The sequence below is a fragment of the Collinsella aerofaciens genome, assembly GCF_025289055.1.
Taxonomy (GTDB): Bacteria; Actinomycetota; Coriobacteriia; order Coriobacteriales; family Coriobacteriaceae; genus Collinsella.
This window is the reverse complement of record NZ_JAESIQ010000005.1, coordinates 53,233-71,772: the sequence shown is the minus strand read 5'-3', so window position 1 is coordinate 71,772 and position 18,540 is coordinate 53,233. Positions and strand designations below refer to the sequence as shown.

9 protein-coding genes and 1 tRNA gene are annotated in these 18,540 nt (G+C 60.5%); 1 reads left to right on the top strand and 9 read right to left on the bottom strand.

Going from position 1 to position 18,540, the window contains the following annotated elements:
- Positions 1–224 precede the first annotated feature (224 nt).
- The 9 genes from JMJ97_RS02620 to JMJ97_RS02580 form a co-directional block, all read right to left on the bottom strand.
- Positions 225–7,592, bottom strand: a complete 7,368-nt coding sequence (locus JMJ97_RS02620) for a Spy0128 family protein (protein ID WP_260699075.1) — start codon at positions 7,590–7,592, stop codon at positions 225–227.
- 491 nt (positions 7,593–8,083) lie between these two features.
- Positions 8,084–8,425 carry a 4Fe-4S dicluster domain-containing protein gene (locus JMJ97_RS02615; protein ID WP_195544060.1) on the bottom strand — a complete coding sequence of 114 codons (342 nt, stop codon included), beginning with the start codon at positions 8,423–8,425 and terminating at the stop codon, positions 8,084–8,086.
- A 7-nt stretch (positions 8,426–8,432) separates the two neighbouring features.
- Positions 8,433–9,521: a hydrogenase large subunit gene (locus tag JMJ97_RS02610; protein ID WP_260699074.1), complete on the bottom strand. Its 1,089-nt coding sequence runs from the start codon at positions 9,519–9,521 to the stop codon at positions 8,433–8,435.
- Between the two features lie 5 nt (positions 9,522–9,526).
- Positions 9,527–10,237, bottom strand: a complete 711-nt coding sequence (locus JMJ97_RS02605; protein WP_260699073.1) for an NADH-quinone oxidoreductase subunit C — start codon at positions 10,235–10,237, stop codon at positions 9,527–9,529.
- A complete protein-coding gene (locus JMJ97_RS02600; RefSeq protein WP_260699072.1) occupies positions 10,237–10,791 on the bottom strand; it encodes an NADH-quinone oxidoreductase subunit B family protein in 555 nt (184 codons plus the stop codon). Before JMJ97_RS02600 ends, JMJ97_RS02605 begins: the two co-directional genes overlap by 1 nt.
- 12 nt (positions 10,792–10,803) lie before the next feature.
- Positions 10,804–13,686: a proton-conducting transporter transmembrane domain-containing protein gene (locus JMJ97_RS02595; protein WP_260699071.1), complete on the bottom strand. Its 2,883-nt coding sequence runs from the start codon at positions 13,684–13,686 to the stop codon at positions 10,804–10,806.
- 284 nt (positions 13,687–13,970) lie between these two features.
- Positions 13,971–14,366, bottom strand: a complete 396-nt coding sequence (locus JMJ97_RS02590) for a transposase (protein WP_260699070.1) — start codon at positions 14,364–14,366, stop codon at positions 13,971–13,973.
- A gap of 448 nt (positions 14,367–14,814) precedes the next feature.
- Positions 14,815–16,845 carry a bilirubin reductase, long form gene (bilR, locus tag JMJ97_RS02585; protein ID WP_260699069.1) on the bottom strand — a complete coding sequence of 677 codons (2,031 nt, stop codon included), beginning with the start codon at positions 16,843–16,845 and terminating at the stop codon, positions 14,815–14,817.
- A gap of 528 nt (positions 16,846–17,373) precedes the next feature.
- Positions 17,374–17,450 (bottom strand) — tRNA-Met (locus JMJ97_RS02580).
- 196 nt (positions 17,451–17,646) lie between these two features.
- On the opposite strand from JMJ97_RS02580, the gene JMJ97_RS02575 reads away from it, so the two are divergent.
- Positions 17,647–18,420: a type III pantothenate kinase gene (locus JMJ97_RS02575; RefSeq protein WP_260699068.1), complete on the top strand. Its 774-nt coding sequence runs from the start codon at positions 17,647–17,649 to the stop codon at positions 18,418–18,420.
- The last annotated feature ends 120 nt before the right edge of the window (positions 18,421–18,540 follow it).

The window sequence follows — 18,540 nt, the reverse complement described above, 5'->3', positions numbered from 1 at the left end:
GGCGTTCTACCTGCGGTTTTGTTTTTGCGCTTTTCGGCATGGTTGGGGGTAAGGGGCTAAACGTAGTAGATGGGCCGGTTTCGTGGCGCGCCCTCCTCCCCAACGCACAAAAGCGCCACCACGGAGGAGGGAGATGCCTCCGTGGCGGCTGGGGGTAGGAGTAGGTCGGGATTTAGCCCTGCCGGCCGCCCGGGGCCTTTTGGCCCCGGGCGCTGTCGACGTGCCTAGCGCTTACGGATACCCCAGACCAGGGCTCCGACGCCGGCCATGGCGATGACAAATGTCATAAGCAGAGCGGCGGCCTGCTGGTCACCCGTGGTGGGCAGGAAACCCTTGACCGTCTTGACGATATTCGTCACGGTCTTGGGCGTGCCGGGATCGGGCGTCGGTACGGGCGTCTCGGGCTTCTTGTACGTGTTGTTGAACACGATACCCTCGACGCTCTTGTCGCCCTTGGTAAAGGCGACGTTCGCCTTGAGGTTGCCCTCGCCGTCATCGACCACGTTGACGGTCACGGTAAAGACGGACTTGTCGTAGGTCATACCGACCTCGTCGCCCTTGACCTCGCTGATGGTGTAGACGTGCGTACCGGGCTCGTCGTACTCGAACTTGTCGAAGCTGATCTTGCCGTCGGCATCGTTGGCAACCGTAGACTCGATGTCCTCGCCAACGAGCTTAAAGCTAAACTCGTCCTTCTTGAGCTCGCGTCCCTCGAGCACCTTGATGGCGCCGATGGAGACCTGCGTGGGCATGGCGTGATACTTGTTGGTAAAGCCAGCCGACTCGGTAGCTCCCTCGAGCTTGTGCGCCGCGGTCAGCGTGCCATCACCATTGTCGGAGACGGTGGTCACGACGGTGTAGGTCGTGCCGTCATAGGTGACGCCCTTGTACAGGCCGAGCGCGTTGGGGCAAGCCTCGCGCAGCGTGTACGTGTGCGTGCCGGGTGCCTCGTAGCGGATCGGGCTCAGCGTAACGTTGCCGTTGACGTCATTGGTGCCGCTAGCGACAACCACGCCGTCCTCGAGCAGATCAAACGTGAACTCGCCGGCTGCAAGGTCGCGTCCGGTCAGACGCTTGACCGTCTTGACCTGATCGGTCACGACAGAATCGGTGGGCGTTACGCTGTAGGTGTTGGTGAATGTGAAGGCCGCACCGTCGTCGCCGTTGCGCACGACGCTCAGGTGTCCGGCACCGTCGTCAGTCACAGTGTAGGAAACCTTGCGCGTGGCGCTGGCGTCGTTAGTCACGCCAGGAGCGCTACCGGACTCGGTCACCGTGTAGATAAAGGTGTGCGAGCGCGGGGCGGTGGGTGCTGCGGGCTCGGACTCGTCGCCGGGCTCGTCAGCGTTGGCATCAGCGTCGGCGTCGGCCTCTGCCTCGTCAGCGTCGACGTCGTCAGCTTCGTCTGCCTCGGCCTTATCGGTCGCATCGTCCGTCACGCCCAGAGCGCGGTTGAGGTCCTCGAGCGTAAAGTGGATCTTGCCAAAGTCCACGTTACCGGCTGCGTCGTTGGTTACGGTCGTGCGCTCGGGCATCGGGGCACCTGCCTCGTCGGCGGTCACGGTAAAGGTGAACTTACCCGTGATGTCGGCCGGGGTCAGGCCCTCGGCAACCTGGAGCTTCTTAGTACCGGTGAGCGCGGCATCCACGGCGTCGGCGCCGTAGGCGTTCTCGAACAAGGGCTCGACGCCGCCGTAGTCGACCGTCGCCGTCAGGGTACCGTCACCGTTGTCGACGACGATAACCTTAAAGCCAAAGCTCCACGTTGTAGCGGAAACGCCATTCGGCAGCCCGAATAAATCTTCGTAGGCCGTGTAGTTAATGGTCCAGGCAAGCTTGCCGTCCTTATCGGTACGATAAGCAAGCCCAGCAGCCTCAAGATTAGCAAGCATCTTGGTGTCGTAGTGCAGCGTATCAAAGCTCACGTGCCCGCCGATATTGGGCTTGAGGTTTTCGTATGCCACAAGCTCACCCTGATAGGCGATGCCAAACCAGAACTCGCCGTCGGCCATCGGGCGACCGGCCAGAGTCTTGGTGGCAACGACCTGAGCAGCGGTACCACCAGGCGTGTTGGTCGTAGCGCTGTAACTGTTGTGGAACGGCACCAGGGCCTTTTCGACCTTGTTCTCGCCACTCTTGTGGACCGTCGTATGCGTACCCTCGGGACCGCCGGAGACGGTCGTCGTAGCAGTGAGCGTACCGGCGGTGTCGTCGGCGATGGCGATCGTCACCGTGCGTACGGCGTCATCGTAGGTGTAACCGGGCTGGCCGTCGTTCTTTTCGGCCACGGTGTACTTGAAGGTCTTGCCGGCGTCAGCCTGCGTAAATTTAACCTCATGACCAGCCAGAATGTCGATCAGTCCGACCGTTGCCTCTGCCGCTTCGGGAGACTTGAAGCTGTTGGCCCCGGGCAGCAGACCGAGCGCGCGAGCCGAAGCGTCGTCAGCAGGTGTCACGGTAAAGGTGAACTGGCCCTCGGTCATGGGGCGGCCGTCCAGATACTTGCTGAGCCACAGACCGCCGGCCGCGGTGTAGTTAAGCTCAGTGCGGTACGTGTTGGTAAAGCGTCCGTTTTCCTTCTTGGTGGCGTTGGCGGTCAGGTTGCCATCGCCGTCCTCGGTCACGGTTACTTCGGCGGTCGCGACGTGAGAGTCATACGTCATGCCGACCGTATTACCCGCGTTCTCGCGGATCTCGTACTTGTAGGCTCCGGCAGCCGTATAGCGAATCTTGCCGAACTTGATGGCGGCAATGCCGTCCTTCGCATCGTGCTTGCTCACGGTTACGGTCGCAGGATCGGGTAGCGGGGCACCATCGGGGGCGGTAATGGTAAAGCTAAACTCGTCCCCATCCGTCCACTCGCGGCCGTCGATGGCCTTGCTCAGGTCAAAGTCGAGCTCTGCATCGAGCGGGGTCACGCTGTAGGAGTTCTTAAACTCGGCGGGCTCGGTGCCCTTCAGAACATGTGTGGCACTGAGCGTACCGTCGCCATTGTCCGTGATGGTGGTCTCGATGGTGTACTTGGCGTCACTGTAGGTGATGCCCTTGCTGGTGGTTCCGCCCTTGATCTCGCGCAGCGTGTAGGTGTGCTTGCCGGCCTCGGTGTACTTCACGGCGTTCATCGTGATCTTGCCGTCGGCGGCATTGGTGCCGGTGGCGACGACCTTGTCGCCCTCGACGAGCTCGAAGGAGAACTCGCCAGCCTTGAGGTCGCGGCCAGTCAGGACCTTGGTCGCGGTGATTTGGTCGCTGACGCTGAACTCGTCAGGATTCGGCTTGTAGCTGTTGCTGAACTTCGCCTCGTCGGCGCCCTTCAGGACATGCTTCGCCTCGAGCGTGCCGTCGCCCTTGTCGGTGATGGTGGTCTCGATGGTGTAGGTCTTGCCATCGTAGGTGATGCCGTTGCCGGCGTCGCCCGGGACCTCGCGCAGCGTGTAGGCGTGCTTGCCGGCAGCGGTGTACTCGATGGGGCTCATCGTGATCTTGCCGCGGGCATCGTTCTTGCCGGTGGCGACAACATCGTTGCCCTCAACGAGCTCGAAGGAGAACTCTCCTTCCTTGAGGTCGCGACCGGTCAGGTACTTGGTCGCCGTGATCTGATCGGTAACACTGAAGCTCTTGGGGGTTACGGTGTAGGTGTTCTCGAAGATCGCCTTCTCGGCGTTCTGCAGCTTGTGCTCCACGCTGAGGGTGCCGTCGCCGTTGTCCTTGACGATGGTCACAATGGTGTACGCAGCGGTGCTGTAGGTAATGCCGTTCTCGGTAGCGCCGGCCTTGGTCTCACGCAGCATGTAGGTGTGCTCGCCAGCCGCGGTGTAGGTGACGGGATCCATCACGATCTTGCCGTCGGCATTGTTGGTGCCGGTGGAGACTACGTTATTGCCCTCAACGAGCTCGAAACGGAACTCGCCAGCCTTGAGGTCGCGCCCGTCCAGGACCTTGTCCGCGGTGATCTGCTCGGTGACGCTGGAGCTCTTGGGGGTCACGTTGTAGGAGTTCTTGAACTCGGCAACCTTGACGTCCTTCAGAACATGCGTGGCGCTGAGCGTACCGTCGCCGTTGTCCGTGATGGTGGTCTCGATGGTGAACTTGGCATCGCTGTAGGTGATACCGCCGGCGTTGCCCTTGACCTCGCGCAGCGTATAGGTGTGCGTTCCGGCCTTGGTGTACTCGATGGTGCTCATCGTGATCTTGCCATCGGCGGCGTTCTTGCCGGTGGCGACGACCTTGGCGTCCTTGCCCTCGCCCTCGACGAGCTCGAAGGAGAACTCGCCCTCAGCCATGTCGCGGCCGGTCAGGACCTTGGTCGCGGCGATCTTGTCGGTGACGCTCGTCTCGACAGGCGTCACGTTATAGGTGTTGGTGAACGTAAAGGCTGCGTTGCCATCCGGGTTGCGGGACACGCTCAGTTTGCCCTTGCTGTCATCGGTCACGGTGAAGGAAACCTCGCGCGACAGCTTGGCGTCGTTGGTCACGCCAGCGACCTCGCCGGACTCGGTCACGGTGTAGGTAAAGGTATGCTCGCGCTTCTCGGGCTTCTCGCCCAGGGCCTTGTTAAGGTCGTCGAGCGTAAAGGTAATCTTGCCAAAGTCGACCTTGCCCTTGGCATCATTGGTCACGCTCGCGTTCGCGGGCATGGGTGCACCCTCTTCACCGGTCACGGTAAAGGTGAACTTGCCGGTAATGTCAGCCGGGGTCAGGCCATCAGGAACCTGCAGATTCTTCTCGCCAACAAGCGATGCCTCGGCAGGCGCGGCAGTGTAGGCGTTCATGAACTCGTTGCCGGCGTCGCCGTAGTCAGCCGTCGCCGTCAGGGTACCATCGCCGTTGTCGACAACGGTTACATATGCGTCAATTGCCGACACGGCAGCGCTCACGCCCGCAGGCAGCTTGCCGGTCTGCTCGGCAGCAGTGTAGCGAATGGTCCACGTGGGCTTGTCTGAGCTATCGTCAAACGACGCCTTCTCTTCCTCGACCAGCTTGGCAAGCGACTCGGTCGTATACGTCAGCGGACCGAACTCAACCTTGCCGCCCTTGTTGGTTGCATCCAGCAGAACCTCGTCGTGCTCCGCATAGCTCAGCGCAAACTTAAATTCGTCATCGGCCATCGGGCGCCCCGTGAGCTTCTTGGTTGCCTCAAGAGTCAGCGAGGTTTCCGTCTTGGCGCTATAGGTGTTCTTGAACTCGGTCTCGCCCGAGATCTTTTCAACGTCAGCCTTAAGCCCACCCGTGACCTTAACCGCCACGGTCACCTTGAACGTGGCAACGTTCTTGCTGTAGGTGATGCCACCGGCGTCGCCCTTGACCTCGCGGACCTCATAGGTGTACTCGCCCGGCTTGTTGTAGGTGATCTCGCCAAAGTTAATGGCCGCCTTGCCCTTGTCATCCAGGTTCGCCTTGGTCACAGTCGCGGTCGCGGGTGCGGGCATCGGGGCGTCATTCTCGGACGTCGCGGAGAGCTCAAACTTAAACTTGTCCGCATCCGTCCACTCGCGACCCTCGAGCACCTTGGTCAGGCCAAAGCTCGTCTTGGTATCCACCGTTGCCGGCGTCACGTTAAAGCTGATCTTGCCGTTGTTGCCCAGGTGAACGTCAACCTCCGTGGCGTCCGACTTGGCAGACGTGTTATTCCACTTGGGATTGAGCACGTCGGCCGCGGTACCAGTAGGGTTGCCGCCCACGAGTTCCTTGGTGGTATGAAGTTCGTCAATAAAGGCTAGTCGCGCGGTTCCCTCACTAAACGACAGGTTGCCGCTCGCATCGCGCACGATTGCGCCCTCAAACTGCGCGGCATGTCCACCGGTAAACTCAATAATAGCTGTGCGGGGCTCGACCTTACTGTCTGTGCCTTTCGCCTCGAACTCATCCTTGTAGTAATAGATGCCCTCGGCAGCCAGCGAGCCCGTCGCAGGCGTTGTGCAGTTCTTATCCACATAAATGGGAGTCTGCTTCTGGAAATAGTAATAACGGTTGGAATCGGCGGGCTCAAAGTTCGCAATCGTATCGCCCAGCGTGCCGCCATTCCACTTGTTCGCGTAGAAGTTAACGGTCTTTGAGCCGTCCTCCGCGGTGATCGTATTGCTCTTGATGTAGTCCTTAAGCCCCACTACCTGCTCAGGCGTAAACAGATTATCGAGCGCGTCTTTCTTAACGCTCGAGGTGTAGTTCACCTGGATGGGCTCAGTATCGTCGACCGTAAGAACGCCATCGGTAATCTTAAAGTAGCGCAGCGGAATCAGCGACGCAGGAATCTTAACCGTCACGATATCGCCGGTCCGGGGCTTGCTCTTTTCGGCATGCTGAACGGTAATGACCAGGTTCGCAGCGGCACCCGTAAATTTGTAGGTATCGACATTGCCTTCGGTCTTCTTTGTCGGCTTGTCAAACGTCGTGCCGTTATACACGACAGACGTAAAGTTGTCGACCTGCATAAAGTCGCCCAGCTCGTCAGTAAACGTAATGTAGCCAGACTTATGCTCGCCATAACCGCCGTGAACTTCGGTCGGGTAACCAGCTTGGATAATGCTTCCCGAGATCTCTTCGAAGATTTTCTCGAGCTCAGAGGCGCTGGTTGCCGACTTGTAGTAATCGGAGTTTTCTGCACGTGTGCCAAGCTCATCGCTCTTATACGAATTTGCGTCGGGATAATTGCTCGACACGGCATGCATGAACTTATTCTCTCTGCTTGTGCGCTTTTCCGTGGGGACGTCATTGGGATTTGCACCGTCAAAGATGCCGATAGCGTAAATGTCGGTACCTTTATTCTTGAGGTTCTTGGCGCTACGGATGGCGCTATTGGCAACCTCGGCCTCGAATCCACTGGAACTCGTAGGTGAGCCATCGGTGAAGAAGACGACGACCTTCTTGGCGTCTGCGCGACCATCATTCAAGAGATTCTGGGCAAATTCCATGCCAAAGTCTGCCTGAGTAGCGCCGCCGTAGTTGATGTCGTTTATCTTGCTTTGAAGGGCGGTCGCGTTATCTCCCCTGCACACCGTTAAGCGGCTTACAACCTGTGAGTAGTTATAGGTGCCGCCATCATATGTGTCATTGCCAACCTTATTGGTCTTCTTACCTGCAAACTTTACAATAGCAACTCGATGCAGTTTGGACTCATCTGCAATGCTTTGGTTTTGCGTATTGATGGCACCGATAAAACCATTTGCTGCGGACTTAAGCGCCGCCATGCGATTCTCGGCGCCAACCATGTCGTACTTCATCGAGCCAGAAGCATCCAACACCAGCACGATGTCGAGCGGCTTGCCGGAGACCGTCGTATCGGATGTCGAAGAGATAGCCGACAGCGTGGTCAGGAAATCAGAATCCCCGTTCTCGACTGCCCTGACCGTCTTGTCGGTCCAGATTCGGCCGACGTTTTGAGTTGTTATTTCCTTTCCGTTATAGCCGCCGGCCCAGAACTTCCAGTGGTTGCTGGTGTCGTAGTCGACGACCGTTTTTCCGGTCATGGCCGGTCCGTCCATTCCGGTGCTGGACCTGGCGTTGGCCTCGGGCAGCATGGCAAATGCTGCAGCCGGCAATACCAGCACTACGGCCAGTATCACCGCCAAGAGACCCCTCGTGTACTTACTCATCGCGTCTCCCTTCTCGCGGGCTCAGACCTTGCATCAGCCTAAAGTTACGGAATGAGACACAATTAGGGCAGGTGACACATGTTCCAGATTCTGTTTTGGGCGTGAGACAAATGTCTCACCAAAGTTGAGACACGAGCGTTTTCGCAGGAAAATAGGTGCGACTCAGAGCCATCGGGCCAAAATGATCCGTTTTCCTCCGTCCCCGGGGGCTCAAGGGCTGTCACCGATATGGCGCCATTTCAAAACTATGCCGGATTACGGGGCTAAGCTCGGAGACCTCATCCATACCCCCTATTTTTGAAAAACAGCAAGCGATCTACCTGCGGTTTTGTTTTTGCGATTTTCCGTATGGTCGGAGGTTCGCTATCCAGCCCCGTAATCCGGCATAGTTTTGTTCGCGACGGCACAGCCGCGCGTTTAAGCGCGGGGCCGGTGGGGCATTTTTGCCCCGCCGGCCCCCATTCCAGCGCAATGCCAGCCCCATTCCAGAGCTACTCCGGTTTGGTTTCTACCGTGGGAGTCTTGTCCGCCGCGACTGGAGTGCGCGCGGTGTCCATAGTCAGGCAGCGCTTGGGGCAGCTCTCGATGCACTCGCCGCACACGACGCAGGCGTACGGATCAATCGACCACGTTCCACCCTTGCGATCGACCGCGAGCGCGCCCGCCGGGCAGCGGCGCGCGCACATGCCGCAGCAAATGCACACGTCCATGTCGTTAACGATGTGCCCGCGCAGGCGCTCGGGCGCCGTCAGCTTCTCCTGCGGATAGCACACCGTGACCGGCTGCTTGACCATAGAGCCCAAGGCCGTCTTGGCAAATGTCAGCAAACTCATGCCGTGCCTACCTTTCCGTGCAGCTAATGCAGGGGTCGATGGTCAGGATAATCATGGGCACGTTGGCAAGGAGCACGCCCTGCAGCGCATGCGTCAGACCCGCCAGGTTTTGCGACGTCGGCGTGCGCACGCGGAAACGGTCCAGATTCTTGGTGCCGTTGCCGCGCACATAGTAATACGCCTCGCCACGCGGCTGCTCAATTACAACCTCGCCGCGCGCGCCGTCGGCCGGCGTAAGCTTGGTGCGCCCGCCGATACCGTCGTGCGGGATCTTGCCCACCAGCTCTTTGATGATGTCCATGGTCTGCGTGACCTCGGCGCAACGAACCTGGCAGCGGGCATAGCAGTCGCCGTCGGTAGCAACGATGGGCTCAAACGCGGCCAAGTCCGCATAGGCGCCGTCACCGAACATGCGCACGTCGTAATCCACGCCCGAGGCGCGCCCAAACGGACCGACCATCGAAAGCTCCAGCGCGTCTTTCTTGCTAATCACGCCCACGCCATGCAGGCGCTCGCCGCAGCTGTTGTCGTCCAAAAACGTATGCACCAGGGCCTCGTAGTCAGGACGCATGGCATCGAGCGTCTGGACGATGCCCGCCAGCTCGGAGTCCTCGATATCGTGCTTAAGGCCGCCGATCTCGTTAATCGACAGAATCACGCGCCCGCCGCAAGTGCTCTCAAAAATCTTGAGTATCTGCTCGCGCAGGGTCCATGACCGATAGAACAGCGCCTCGAAGCCAAAGGCGTCGGCGAGCAGGCCCAGCCACAGCAGATGCGAGTGAATGCGCGAAAGCTCATGCAGAATGGTGCGGATATACTGCACGCGGCCAGGCACCTCGATGCCGAGCATGCGCTCGCAGGCGCTGGCATAGCCGCAGCTATGGCCCACGGCGCAGATGCCGCAGATGCGCTCGGCAATGTAGCCAAACTGATGCATATCGCGCTTTTCGGTGAGCTTCTCGAGTCCGCGGTGCACAAAACCGATCTGCGGAATTGCCTCGATGACGCGGTCGTCCTCGATCACCAGGTCCAGATGAAGCGGCTCGGGCAGCACCGGGTGCTGCGGGCCAAACGGAATGACGGAGCGATGAGCCATGGACCTTACGCCTCCTTTTTCTGCTTGTCGCGGGCGGCCTTGGCGGCAAGCGCCGCGCGGACCTTGGCCGCTTTCTCGGGATCCATGGCGGCGAGCTTTGCCTCCATCTCGGCAGCCTTGAGCGCGGCCTTTGCAGCGACCTCATCGTGCTGAGCATCGGAGCCGGCAGCCGCAGCGGGCTGAGCGACGGCAGCGCCCACAGCATCGCCAGCGCCTTCCCCTGCAGCAGCCGCAGCCGCAGCGGCCTTCTCGGCCGCGGCCTTGCGCGCCTTGGCCTCGGCAGCGGCGCGGACCCTCATGGCCTTCTCGCGCGCAGTCTTCACCTCGGGCGTGATGACGCTCATGGGCTCGGCAGTCGAGACCTGGTAGAAAAAGCCCTTAAAGTCGATCTGCATGTCGGTGATGGCAAGGCCAAACAGGTCGTGGGCCTCATTTTCAAACGGGAACACCGCGGGGTAATACGAGCTGATGGACGGAATCTCCTGGTACTGGTCGATGCCCTCAACCACCAGGTTCTCAATCGCATAGCTGCCGTCCTGCGCGATATGCCCCTGAGCAGCACGAACGTTGATAAACGTATAGACCAGGCGATACGAGCCGTCGTCGACGTTGCGCTCAGCGTGCATTTGCACAAAGCGCGCGCCGACGCCCTTAAGCGCCTGGACATGCGGCAGGAGCCCGTCGATCCCGACGGTGGTATAGATAGCCTTTTGCATTACTCGGCCTCCTTTGCAGCGGCGGTCGCGTCGCCGGCCTCCGCAGCAGCCACAAACCCATCCTCGCCCAGCTCAACGCCACCGTCCCAGGTTGCGGCACCGCCCACGCTGAGCGGATTGCCGCCGGCGCGCATCACGGCCTCCTTCTGGTCCAGGATGCCGCACGCCTCCACAATGGCATCGATCACGGTCTCGGGGCGAATGGCGCACCCGGGCGCGTACACGTCCACGGGAATTGCGCGGTCCACGCCGCCGATCACGTTATAGGCATCGCGGAACACGCCGCCCGAACACGCGCAGATGCCGCAGGCCACCACGCACTTGGGCTCGAGCATCTGGTTGTAGATCTGGCGCACGACGGGCAGGTTCTGGGCATTGACCGACCCCGTCACCAAAAAGATATCCGCATGCTTGGGGTTGCCGGTGTTGACCACGCCAAAGCGCTCCGCATCGAACAGCGGCGTGAGCGAGGCCAGCACCTCGATATCACATCCGTTGCAGCTCGAACCGTCGTAATGAATAACCCACGGCGAGCGCGACATTTTATGATCCATGGATGCCGCCTCCTAAATAAAAACGTCGACGAGGATGGGCATAAGGTTGAGCAGGCCAAACACCAGCGCCACGCCCCATCCGAGCCTAAAGCAGCTGCGCCAGGTGCTGCGTGCGAAGGTGTTGTCGATCAGCACCTCGACAAAATACGTCGCAGCCATCACGACCAGGGCTACGACCCAGCTCACCGGGTTGTCCCAAACAAAGAACATGCCCACCCACATCAAAAACAGCACGGTCTCGCACCAGTGCATAAGGGTCATCTTGGCCAGCGTGCCGCCGCTCATCTCGGTGGCGACGCCCTGGACGATCTCCTGATGCGCGTGATGCGAGTACGAAAGGTCAAACGGCGACTTGCGCAGCTTGATGGTGAGCACCGCGAGCAGCGCGAGGAAAATGGGCGCGCTGTACACGATGATGGGGGCCGACTGCCCCGTCACGGCGATGGAATCGAAGCTGTCGGTGGCAAGGTACAGGCCCACGCTCATCAGCAAAACGGCGGGCTCGTAACTCATGACCTGCAGCAGCTCACGGTCGGCGCCGACCTGGGCAAACGGGCTTTGCGTCGAGGCGGACGCCAACACCACAAAGATCGCAGCGAGGGTCACCATAAAAGCGCACAACAGCGTGTTGGAACCCGACACAAAGATGCCGCCGCCCACCACGGTAAAGATGAGCGCGCACGCCATGTAGGTATCGTCCATGGTGTTTACGCTGGCGGGGGCCTTGCGCAGTAGCTTGGCCACATCGTAGAAAGGCTGGAGCAGGCGCGGGCCCACGCGGCCCTGCATGCGGGCCGAAAGTTTGCGGTCAACGCCGTCGATCAGGCCGCCCACAAGCGGCGCCAGTAAGGCAAATGCCACGGTGCCAATAAAAATGCCCACGACGCCCGAACCTTCAAAATACTTGCCGCGCAGCACCGAGGGCGCACTCATGGCAAGTCGCTCGGGCCCAATCCACGCGCAACACAGCAGCGCAAACAAGATAATGCTGCAGCACACGACGCTACCCGCGGGGCCAATACGCTTCTCGCCAAGGGCGTCCTCCGAGTACCAATTGCGCTTTTCGGCCTTCACCTCGTGTCCCATCGAGCCGCGGAAATGGCGATATTTGTCGGTCCCCACGCCCGAAAGGTACACGTTGACGTGCGGTTTGTTGCTCACGCGGAATGAAGTCAGCAGCACCACGGCGATAAACGCCACGATAACCACCATCAGGTACATGGCGTCCTTGCCAATAACGTACGGCACGCGGCCAAACACCATGGCCAAGTAAGGCGACACCAGACCGCTCGAGATAACCGGGAACGCCACGCAGCACAGAATCAGCAGCGCGGCGATGGTGTTGAGGGCCATCCATTCGGTCTTATGGACATTGACCTCAACGTTTTGAGCCGTGGGGTCGACGCCCGAAAGCTTGGCAAGCCACTTGCCCCAGAAGAAGAAGGTCGCGGCCGAGCCAAAGGCAAGTACCATGATCATGAGCACGTTGCCGGTCTGCGCGAACGCCACCAGAGCGCCCCACTTGGACACGAGCATGCCAAACGGCGCCACAAACATGCCCATGATGCCCAGCATCATCAGGCGCGTCAGGTGCGGCATGCGGCTGAACATACCGTCCATGTCCTCGATATTGCGGCTGCCGATATGATGCTCGGCCGTGCCCACGCACAGGAACAGCAGCGACTTTGCCACCGTGTGGAACAGGATCAGGAAGATGGCCGCCCATACGGCCTCGGGCGCGCCGACACCCAAGCAAGCACTGATGAGGCCCAAGTTGGAAATGGTGGAGTACGCGAGCACGCGCTTGGCATTGCTCTGCGAGATGGCCATAAGGGCAGCGAGCAAAAACGTGATGGCGCCCACGCTCGTGACCATAAAGCCGGTCACGGGATAGATGGCATAGAGCGGGCTCAGCTTGACCATCAGGAACACGCCGGCTTTGACCATGGTTGACGAGTGCAGCAGGGCGCTCGTGGGCGTGGGGGCAACCATGGCACCCAACAGCCAAGTGTGGAACGGCATCTGTGCGGCCTTGGTGAGCGCGGCGAGCGACAACAGGATGACCGGCATCACCAGCAGCGCGGACTGCGCGGTTCCGGCGCCGGAAAGCTCAATCATGCCCGAGATGGTCAGCGGCATGCCGTTAACGTGCAGGTACATGAGTCCGGCCAAAAACGCGATGCCGCCCAGCATGTTGAGGATGATCTGGTTAAAGGCGTTCTTGATGGCCTCGGGCGTGCGCGTATAGCCAATCATAAGGAACGAGCACACGGTGGTGATTTCCCAGCCGCAGAACAGCCACTCAAGGTTGTCGCTCGTCACGATGACGAACATGGCCGAGAGGAACAGGAACATAAGCGCCAGGAACTGCGGACGACGGTCGGGCGCGGTCTGCCCGCGCAGCGCGGCCTCGTGCTCATCATGGGCCTGGAAGTCCTTCATGTAGCCCAAAGCGTAGATACAGATAAGGCTGCCGACGATGCCGACGGCGAGGACCATGATCACGCTCATGTAGTCTAGGTAGAGCGGCGTCGCCGTGACGGCTTCGGCCGCGGGCAGCGTCATGGCTGCAAAGGCGAGCGAGCCCACCAGCTGGACGATGCCGAGCACCGTGGTGAGCGCGTTCCTATATTTGTACGCGTTGTACAGGATGACGGCGCACAGGATGACATCGATGACGGAGCTGATGATCGAGAGCACGTGCGAGGTGCCGGGGGCGACCTCAAAGCTCTGCGGACCCGTGCCAAAAAACATGACGGCGACTACAACTGTCACCGCCATAATAATGCCGGAACCTATGAGCCCCACCGCATCGCGGGCGCGGTCACCGCGCACGAGCAGCATGCCCAGCGCCGGTACCAGCGGAAACAGGGTAAGGAAATACAGTAGCGTCATACCATCACTCCCCCATGCAAAAACGCTGCAATTGTTTAACGTTATAGCTCAATTGAGGAGTAGCGGCGGCAGGTTTTCGGTCAATTGGGGAGTTTTAGGCGTACGGGGTAAGGGCACGTCCGCTTTGGAGCAGAGAGGCGACGCCGCCTATCGCAGCGACAGGCGCGCGGGCCACTGCGCTCGGTTTATTGGCCACTTTGGAGGATCTCCCGATAGGCTCGCGCTGGTCCAAAAAGTTGGCGCGGCAAGAAAAATGCGCCCCTGTGGGCGCACCATCCCGTTTGCTATTCCGCCTTTTTAACGCGCGGCTTGCGACCGCGCGGCTTATCGACCAGTGCGGACTCACCGCTCTCGCGGTACTGACGGCACCAAGCCTTGACCGAAGACTCGCTGGGAATCTTGTGCTTGATCATGGCCTCGCGAACCGTCAAGCCATTTTCCAGGCGGTCCTTAACCACAGCGAGCTTTACGTCGTACGAATAGGTGTGATGATGCGAACCGGCATTGAGAACGGCGTCGGCACCGCCCACGGCATACGCGCGGGCCCACTGACGAGCCGTGGCCTGGGGAATGCCAATCTCCGCGGCGAGGGCGCGATGACCGACCCCCTCTTGGAGGATCTCGACGGCGCGCTGCCTAACCTCGGGCGCATGCGTGCGAGTCCTAGTTGCTTCCGACATACCTGCCACTTCTTAGCCTTAACCGTTAATCTGCCTTCTTACGTGCAAGTTAGATAGTAGCATTTTACTGTTTGCTCAAAGCAGTTAATTAAAGTAGACGCGACGTTATCTGGGCATTTGGCACCAAATTACGACATTTCTTTATCGATTATTTACGCTGGTAGCTGACTCGCAGCTAATCGTCATTCGCTTGTCAACAAAATTGGCATCTCTTTATGTCCTTTGGTATAGATGATATAGTTATTAACCCCTCCCCCAATAATTTGAGTGTTCTGCAAGGCTGTAGACGTCCTCACTCCTCATGATTACCGCGCATTGCCATCCACCGGAGCAAAACAAAAAGGGCGGGACCTGCTGCGCTTGCAGGCCCCGCACCGGTTGACACCCGACGGGGCACAGCCGGGCGAGACGGATCCGTGCTACCGCCCCGCCTGGCCGCGATGTTCAACTACAGCTCGTTGGCCGCGTGATACGCCGTGCGAATGGCGCTCGCAATGTCGGCGGTGCGCTCACCCGAGCAGTCGCCCACGCAGGTCACGGGCACCGTCACGCCATCCAGGTCAAACGCGTTGGCCTTGGAGCCCACGGCCATCACCACGTAATCGCAGGCGATCTTCACCGGCTCCTCGGCGCCGTCCTCGGTGGTGCGAACAGCCTCCACGCCCTCGTCGGTAATGGCGGTCAGGCGGGTCTTCACGTGCTGCTCCACGTTGTGCTCGGCAAAGTCGCTCATGATCAGCGGCAGAATGGTCTCGGACTCGCCTGCGGCAATCTTGTCGAGCATCTCCACGATCGCCACCTCGCAGCCGTGCTGCAGCAGGTACTCGGCAGTCTCGGTGCCCACCAGGCCACCGCCAATGACGGCGACGCGCCCGCTGAGCTCCACCTTGCCGGCCAGCACGTCCCAGCTCGAGACGACCTTCTCCGAGTCGGCGCCCGGAACGGGGATGACCACGTCGTGCGCGCCCACGGCCACAATCGCAGCGTCGGCGGCGTTGAGGTCCTCAGCGGTAGCGGCATGGCTGAGCTCAACCTTCACGCCCAGGCCAGGCAGAATCTTCTCGTAGTACTCGACCGAGCGCATGATCTCGTCCTTGCGCGGAGGCGCAGCCGCCAGCACAATCTGGCCGCCCAGATGATCGCTCGCCTCGTAGACGGTCACGTCGTAGCCGCGCTTGGCCGCCACGCGCGCGGCCTCCAGGCCGGCGATGCCGCCGCCCACCACGGCGACCTTCTTGTCGCCCTCGCCCGGCTTAATGGCGATGGTCGCCTCGTCGCCGTTCTCGGCATTGAGCACGCACGAGATGTACTTGCGGTTTTGAATCGCGTCGACGCAGCCCTTGTTGCAGTTGAGGCACTCGCGGATGGGCTCGCCCGTGGCGGCCTTCAGCGCAATGTCGGGGTCGCACATGAGCGAGCGGCCATAGGCGACGATGTCGGCCGAGCCGTCCTCCAGGATCTTCTCGCCGGCCTCGACCGAGACAACACGGCCGACGGTTGCCACCGGCACGGAGACCAGGGCCTTGACGCGCTCGGCCACGGGCAGCGTCCAGTTGTAGGGCATGGCGCCCATGGGCGGAATGGTGTCGCCCATGTTGCCGGTGTGGTTGGCCTGTGCAACCTGAATCATATCGATGCCCGCGCCCTCGAGTAGCTTGGCGAACTCGCAGGCCTCGTCAGGCTGCAGGCCGCCCTTGCCGCGCGGCGTGCCGTCGGGGTTCTCCATGATCACGGGGAGCTTGTACTCCACCATCAGCTGCGGCGCGGCTTCCTTAATGGCGGCGACGACCTCCAGCGCATAGCGAACGCGGTTCTCGAACGAGCCACCGTACTCGTCGGTGCGCTGGTTGAGGATAGCCGAGCACAGCGAACCCACCAGGCGGTCGCCGTGGACCTCGATGGCGTCGATGCCGGCCTGCTGCGCGCGAGTGGCCGAGGCAGCGATGGCCTCCTTGATCTGGGTGAGCTGCTCTACGCTCGCCTCGTTCACAAAGTGCTGCATGTCGTGGTGCAGCTTGGCGTATGCCTGATTGCGGATCTCGTTGGACTCGGCCATCTTGGCGGCAAAGGTCTCCTCGTCGCCGGCGGCCTTGGCCTCCTGCGCGGCCTTGGCGGCGGCCATGGAGCCCATGACCATGCGGCCGACACCGGGCACATCGTACTCGGGGTGGAACAGCTGCAGCGCAACCTTGGCGCCGTGCTTGTGGACGGCATCGGCCAGGGCCTTAAACGTGGGGATCTGGGCGTCGGTCGCCAGCTTGGGCGTGGGGCTCGCGGTCATGACGGGGGCGACGTCGCCGATGACGATGTAGCTCACGCCGCCACGGGCCAGGCGCTCGTAAAAAGCCAGGCTGCGCTCGCCAATGGAACCGTCGCGTTCCTCGTAGCCGGTGGTCAGCGGCGGGAACATAATGCGGTTTTTGAGCTCAAGGGGGCCAACCGTAATGGGCTGGAGCAGCTTGGATGCAGGTGCGGTCATGGACATTCCTCTCTTGTAGGCGCGGCGGCGATGATGCCGCGTAGTTGTCTAGAGGATATGGCATGGGGGCACAGCGGCACAACGGAAATCGGCGGATAGCAGCTGGCGGCAGGTGGATGGGGCGGGACGGCCCGTCGGTTTGCCTCGATCTGTAACAGTTACCCAGCAAAACCGGGTCTTACTGTTACAGATCGAGACATTCCTCTCGACCCAACCTCAACAATCTAAATCTGTAACATCTAGACCCACTTTTGACCCCTACCTGTTACAGATCGAGACAAACCATACCCGCCTGCTAGAAAATCTCAATCTATAACAACAACTCGGCAAAATCCGTCCCTCGTGTTACAGATTTAGACAAACACGACCCAACCCACCGGTATATCTCGATCTGTAACACCTAGCCGCCCAAATCGGGTCTAGATGTTACAGATCGAGATTTTGTTTGAGAGGCCGAGAATTGGACCGAAAACACGGTCCCGGAATAACAAAAAAGCTCGCCGGCTAGGCCGACGAGCTGCAAGTTCTTGGTCGCGGGGGCAGGATTTGAACCTACGACCTCCGGGTTATGAGCCCGGCGAGCTACCAGACTGCTCCACCCCGCAATGTCTGGGCGCCTCATGTGCGCAAGAAAGAATATTACGCGGGAGTTCGGCAAACGGCAAGAAAAATCTCGTAGAGCATAATTCCTTCATATTTAAACTCCTCAGCCCCTATCACCGTAAACGAATCGCAGCCGAGCGCCATCGACGGCACGTATACAATGGTGCGCGTCCTTTTACGCCGACACCGGGAGTAGACATGCTGCTCGCTATCGATATGGGAAATACGCAGACGGCCATGGGCCTGTTTGACGGAGACGAGCTGGTGCAGTCGTGGCGCATGCCCACCGACCGCTCCTATACCGCCGACGAGATCCATGTGCGCCTGATGGGTTTCTTTAAGATGTACGATCTCTCGCTCGACGCGGTCGACGCGATCGCCTTTGCGGGCGTGGTGCCGCAGCTCTCGCGCGAATGGCACGCCGTGGCCGACCGCATTGCCGCGGACGCCATCGTCATTGGGCCGCAGACGGCCGCGGTGACCAAGCTGCGCGCGGCGCGTCCCCAGGCCGTAGGTGCCGATCGCGTCGCCAACGCCGTTGCGGCCGAGACTTTCTACGGCGCGCCGGCAATCGTGGTGGACTTTGGCACCGCGACCAATATCGACGTCATCGATGAGGACGGTTATTACATTGGCGGAGCAATCGCGCCGGGCATCCGCATCTCCATGGACGCGCTCGCCGCCCGAGCCGCCAAGCTCGCCAGCGTTCCGCTCGAGGCGCCCGAGCACGCCATCGGCCGCGATACCGAGGAGTGCATCAAGGTCGGCGCCGTAACGGGCGCCGCCGCCATGGCTGAGGGCCTGGTCGCGCGCATGAAGCGCGAGCTGGGCCGCGAGGATGCCACCGTTATCGCCACGGGCGGTCTCGCCAGCATCGTCGCCGATTCGACCGATGCCTTCGACGTGGTCGACGGACAGCTCACCATCAAGGGTATCTGCGAAATCTACCGCCGCATGCAGGAGCTGGGATAGAGCAGGAGCTTAAGTCAAGCAAGCCCGATGCCACAGTCCCCGCAAATGCTCGCCAAGCCTATTCCTCAAAACTGAAAAATTTTCAATTTTGAGGAATAGGGCGCTGGCAACCCATTCCCC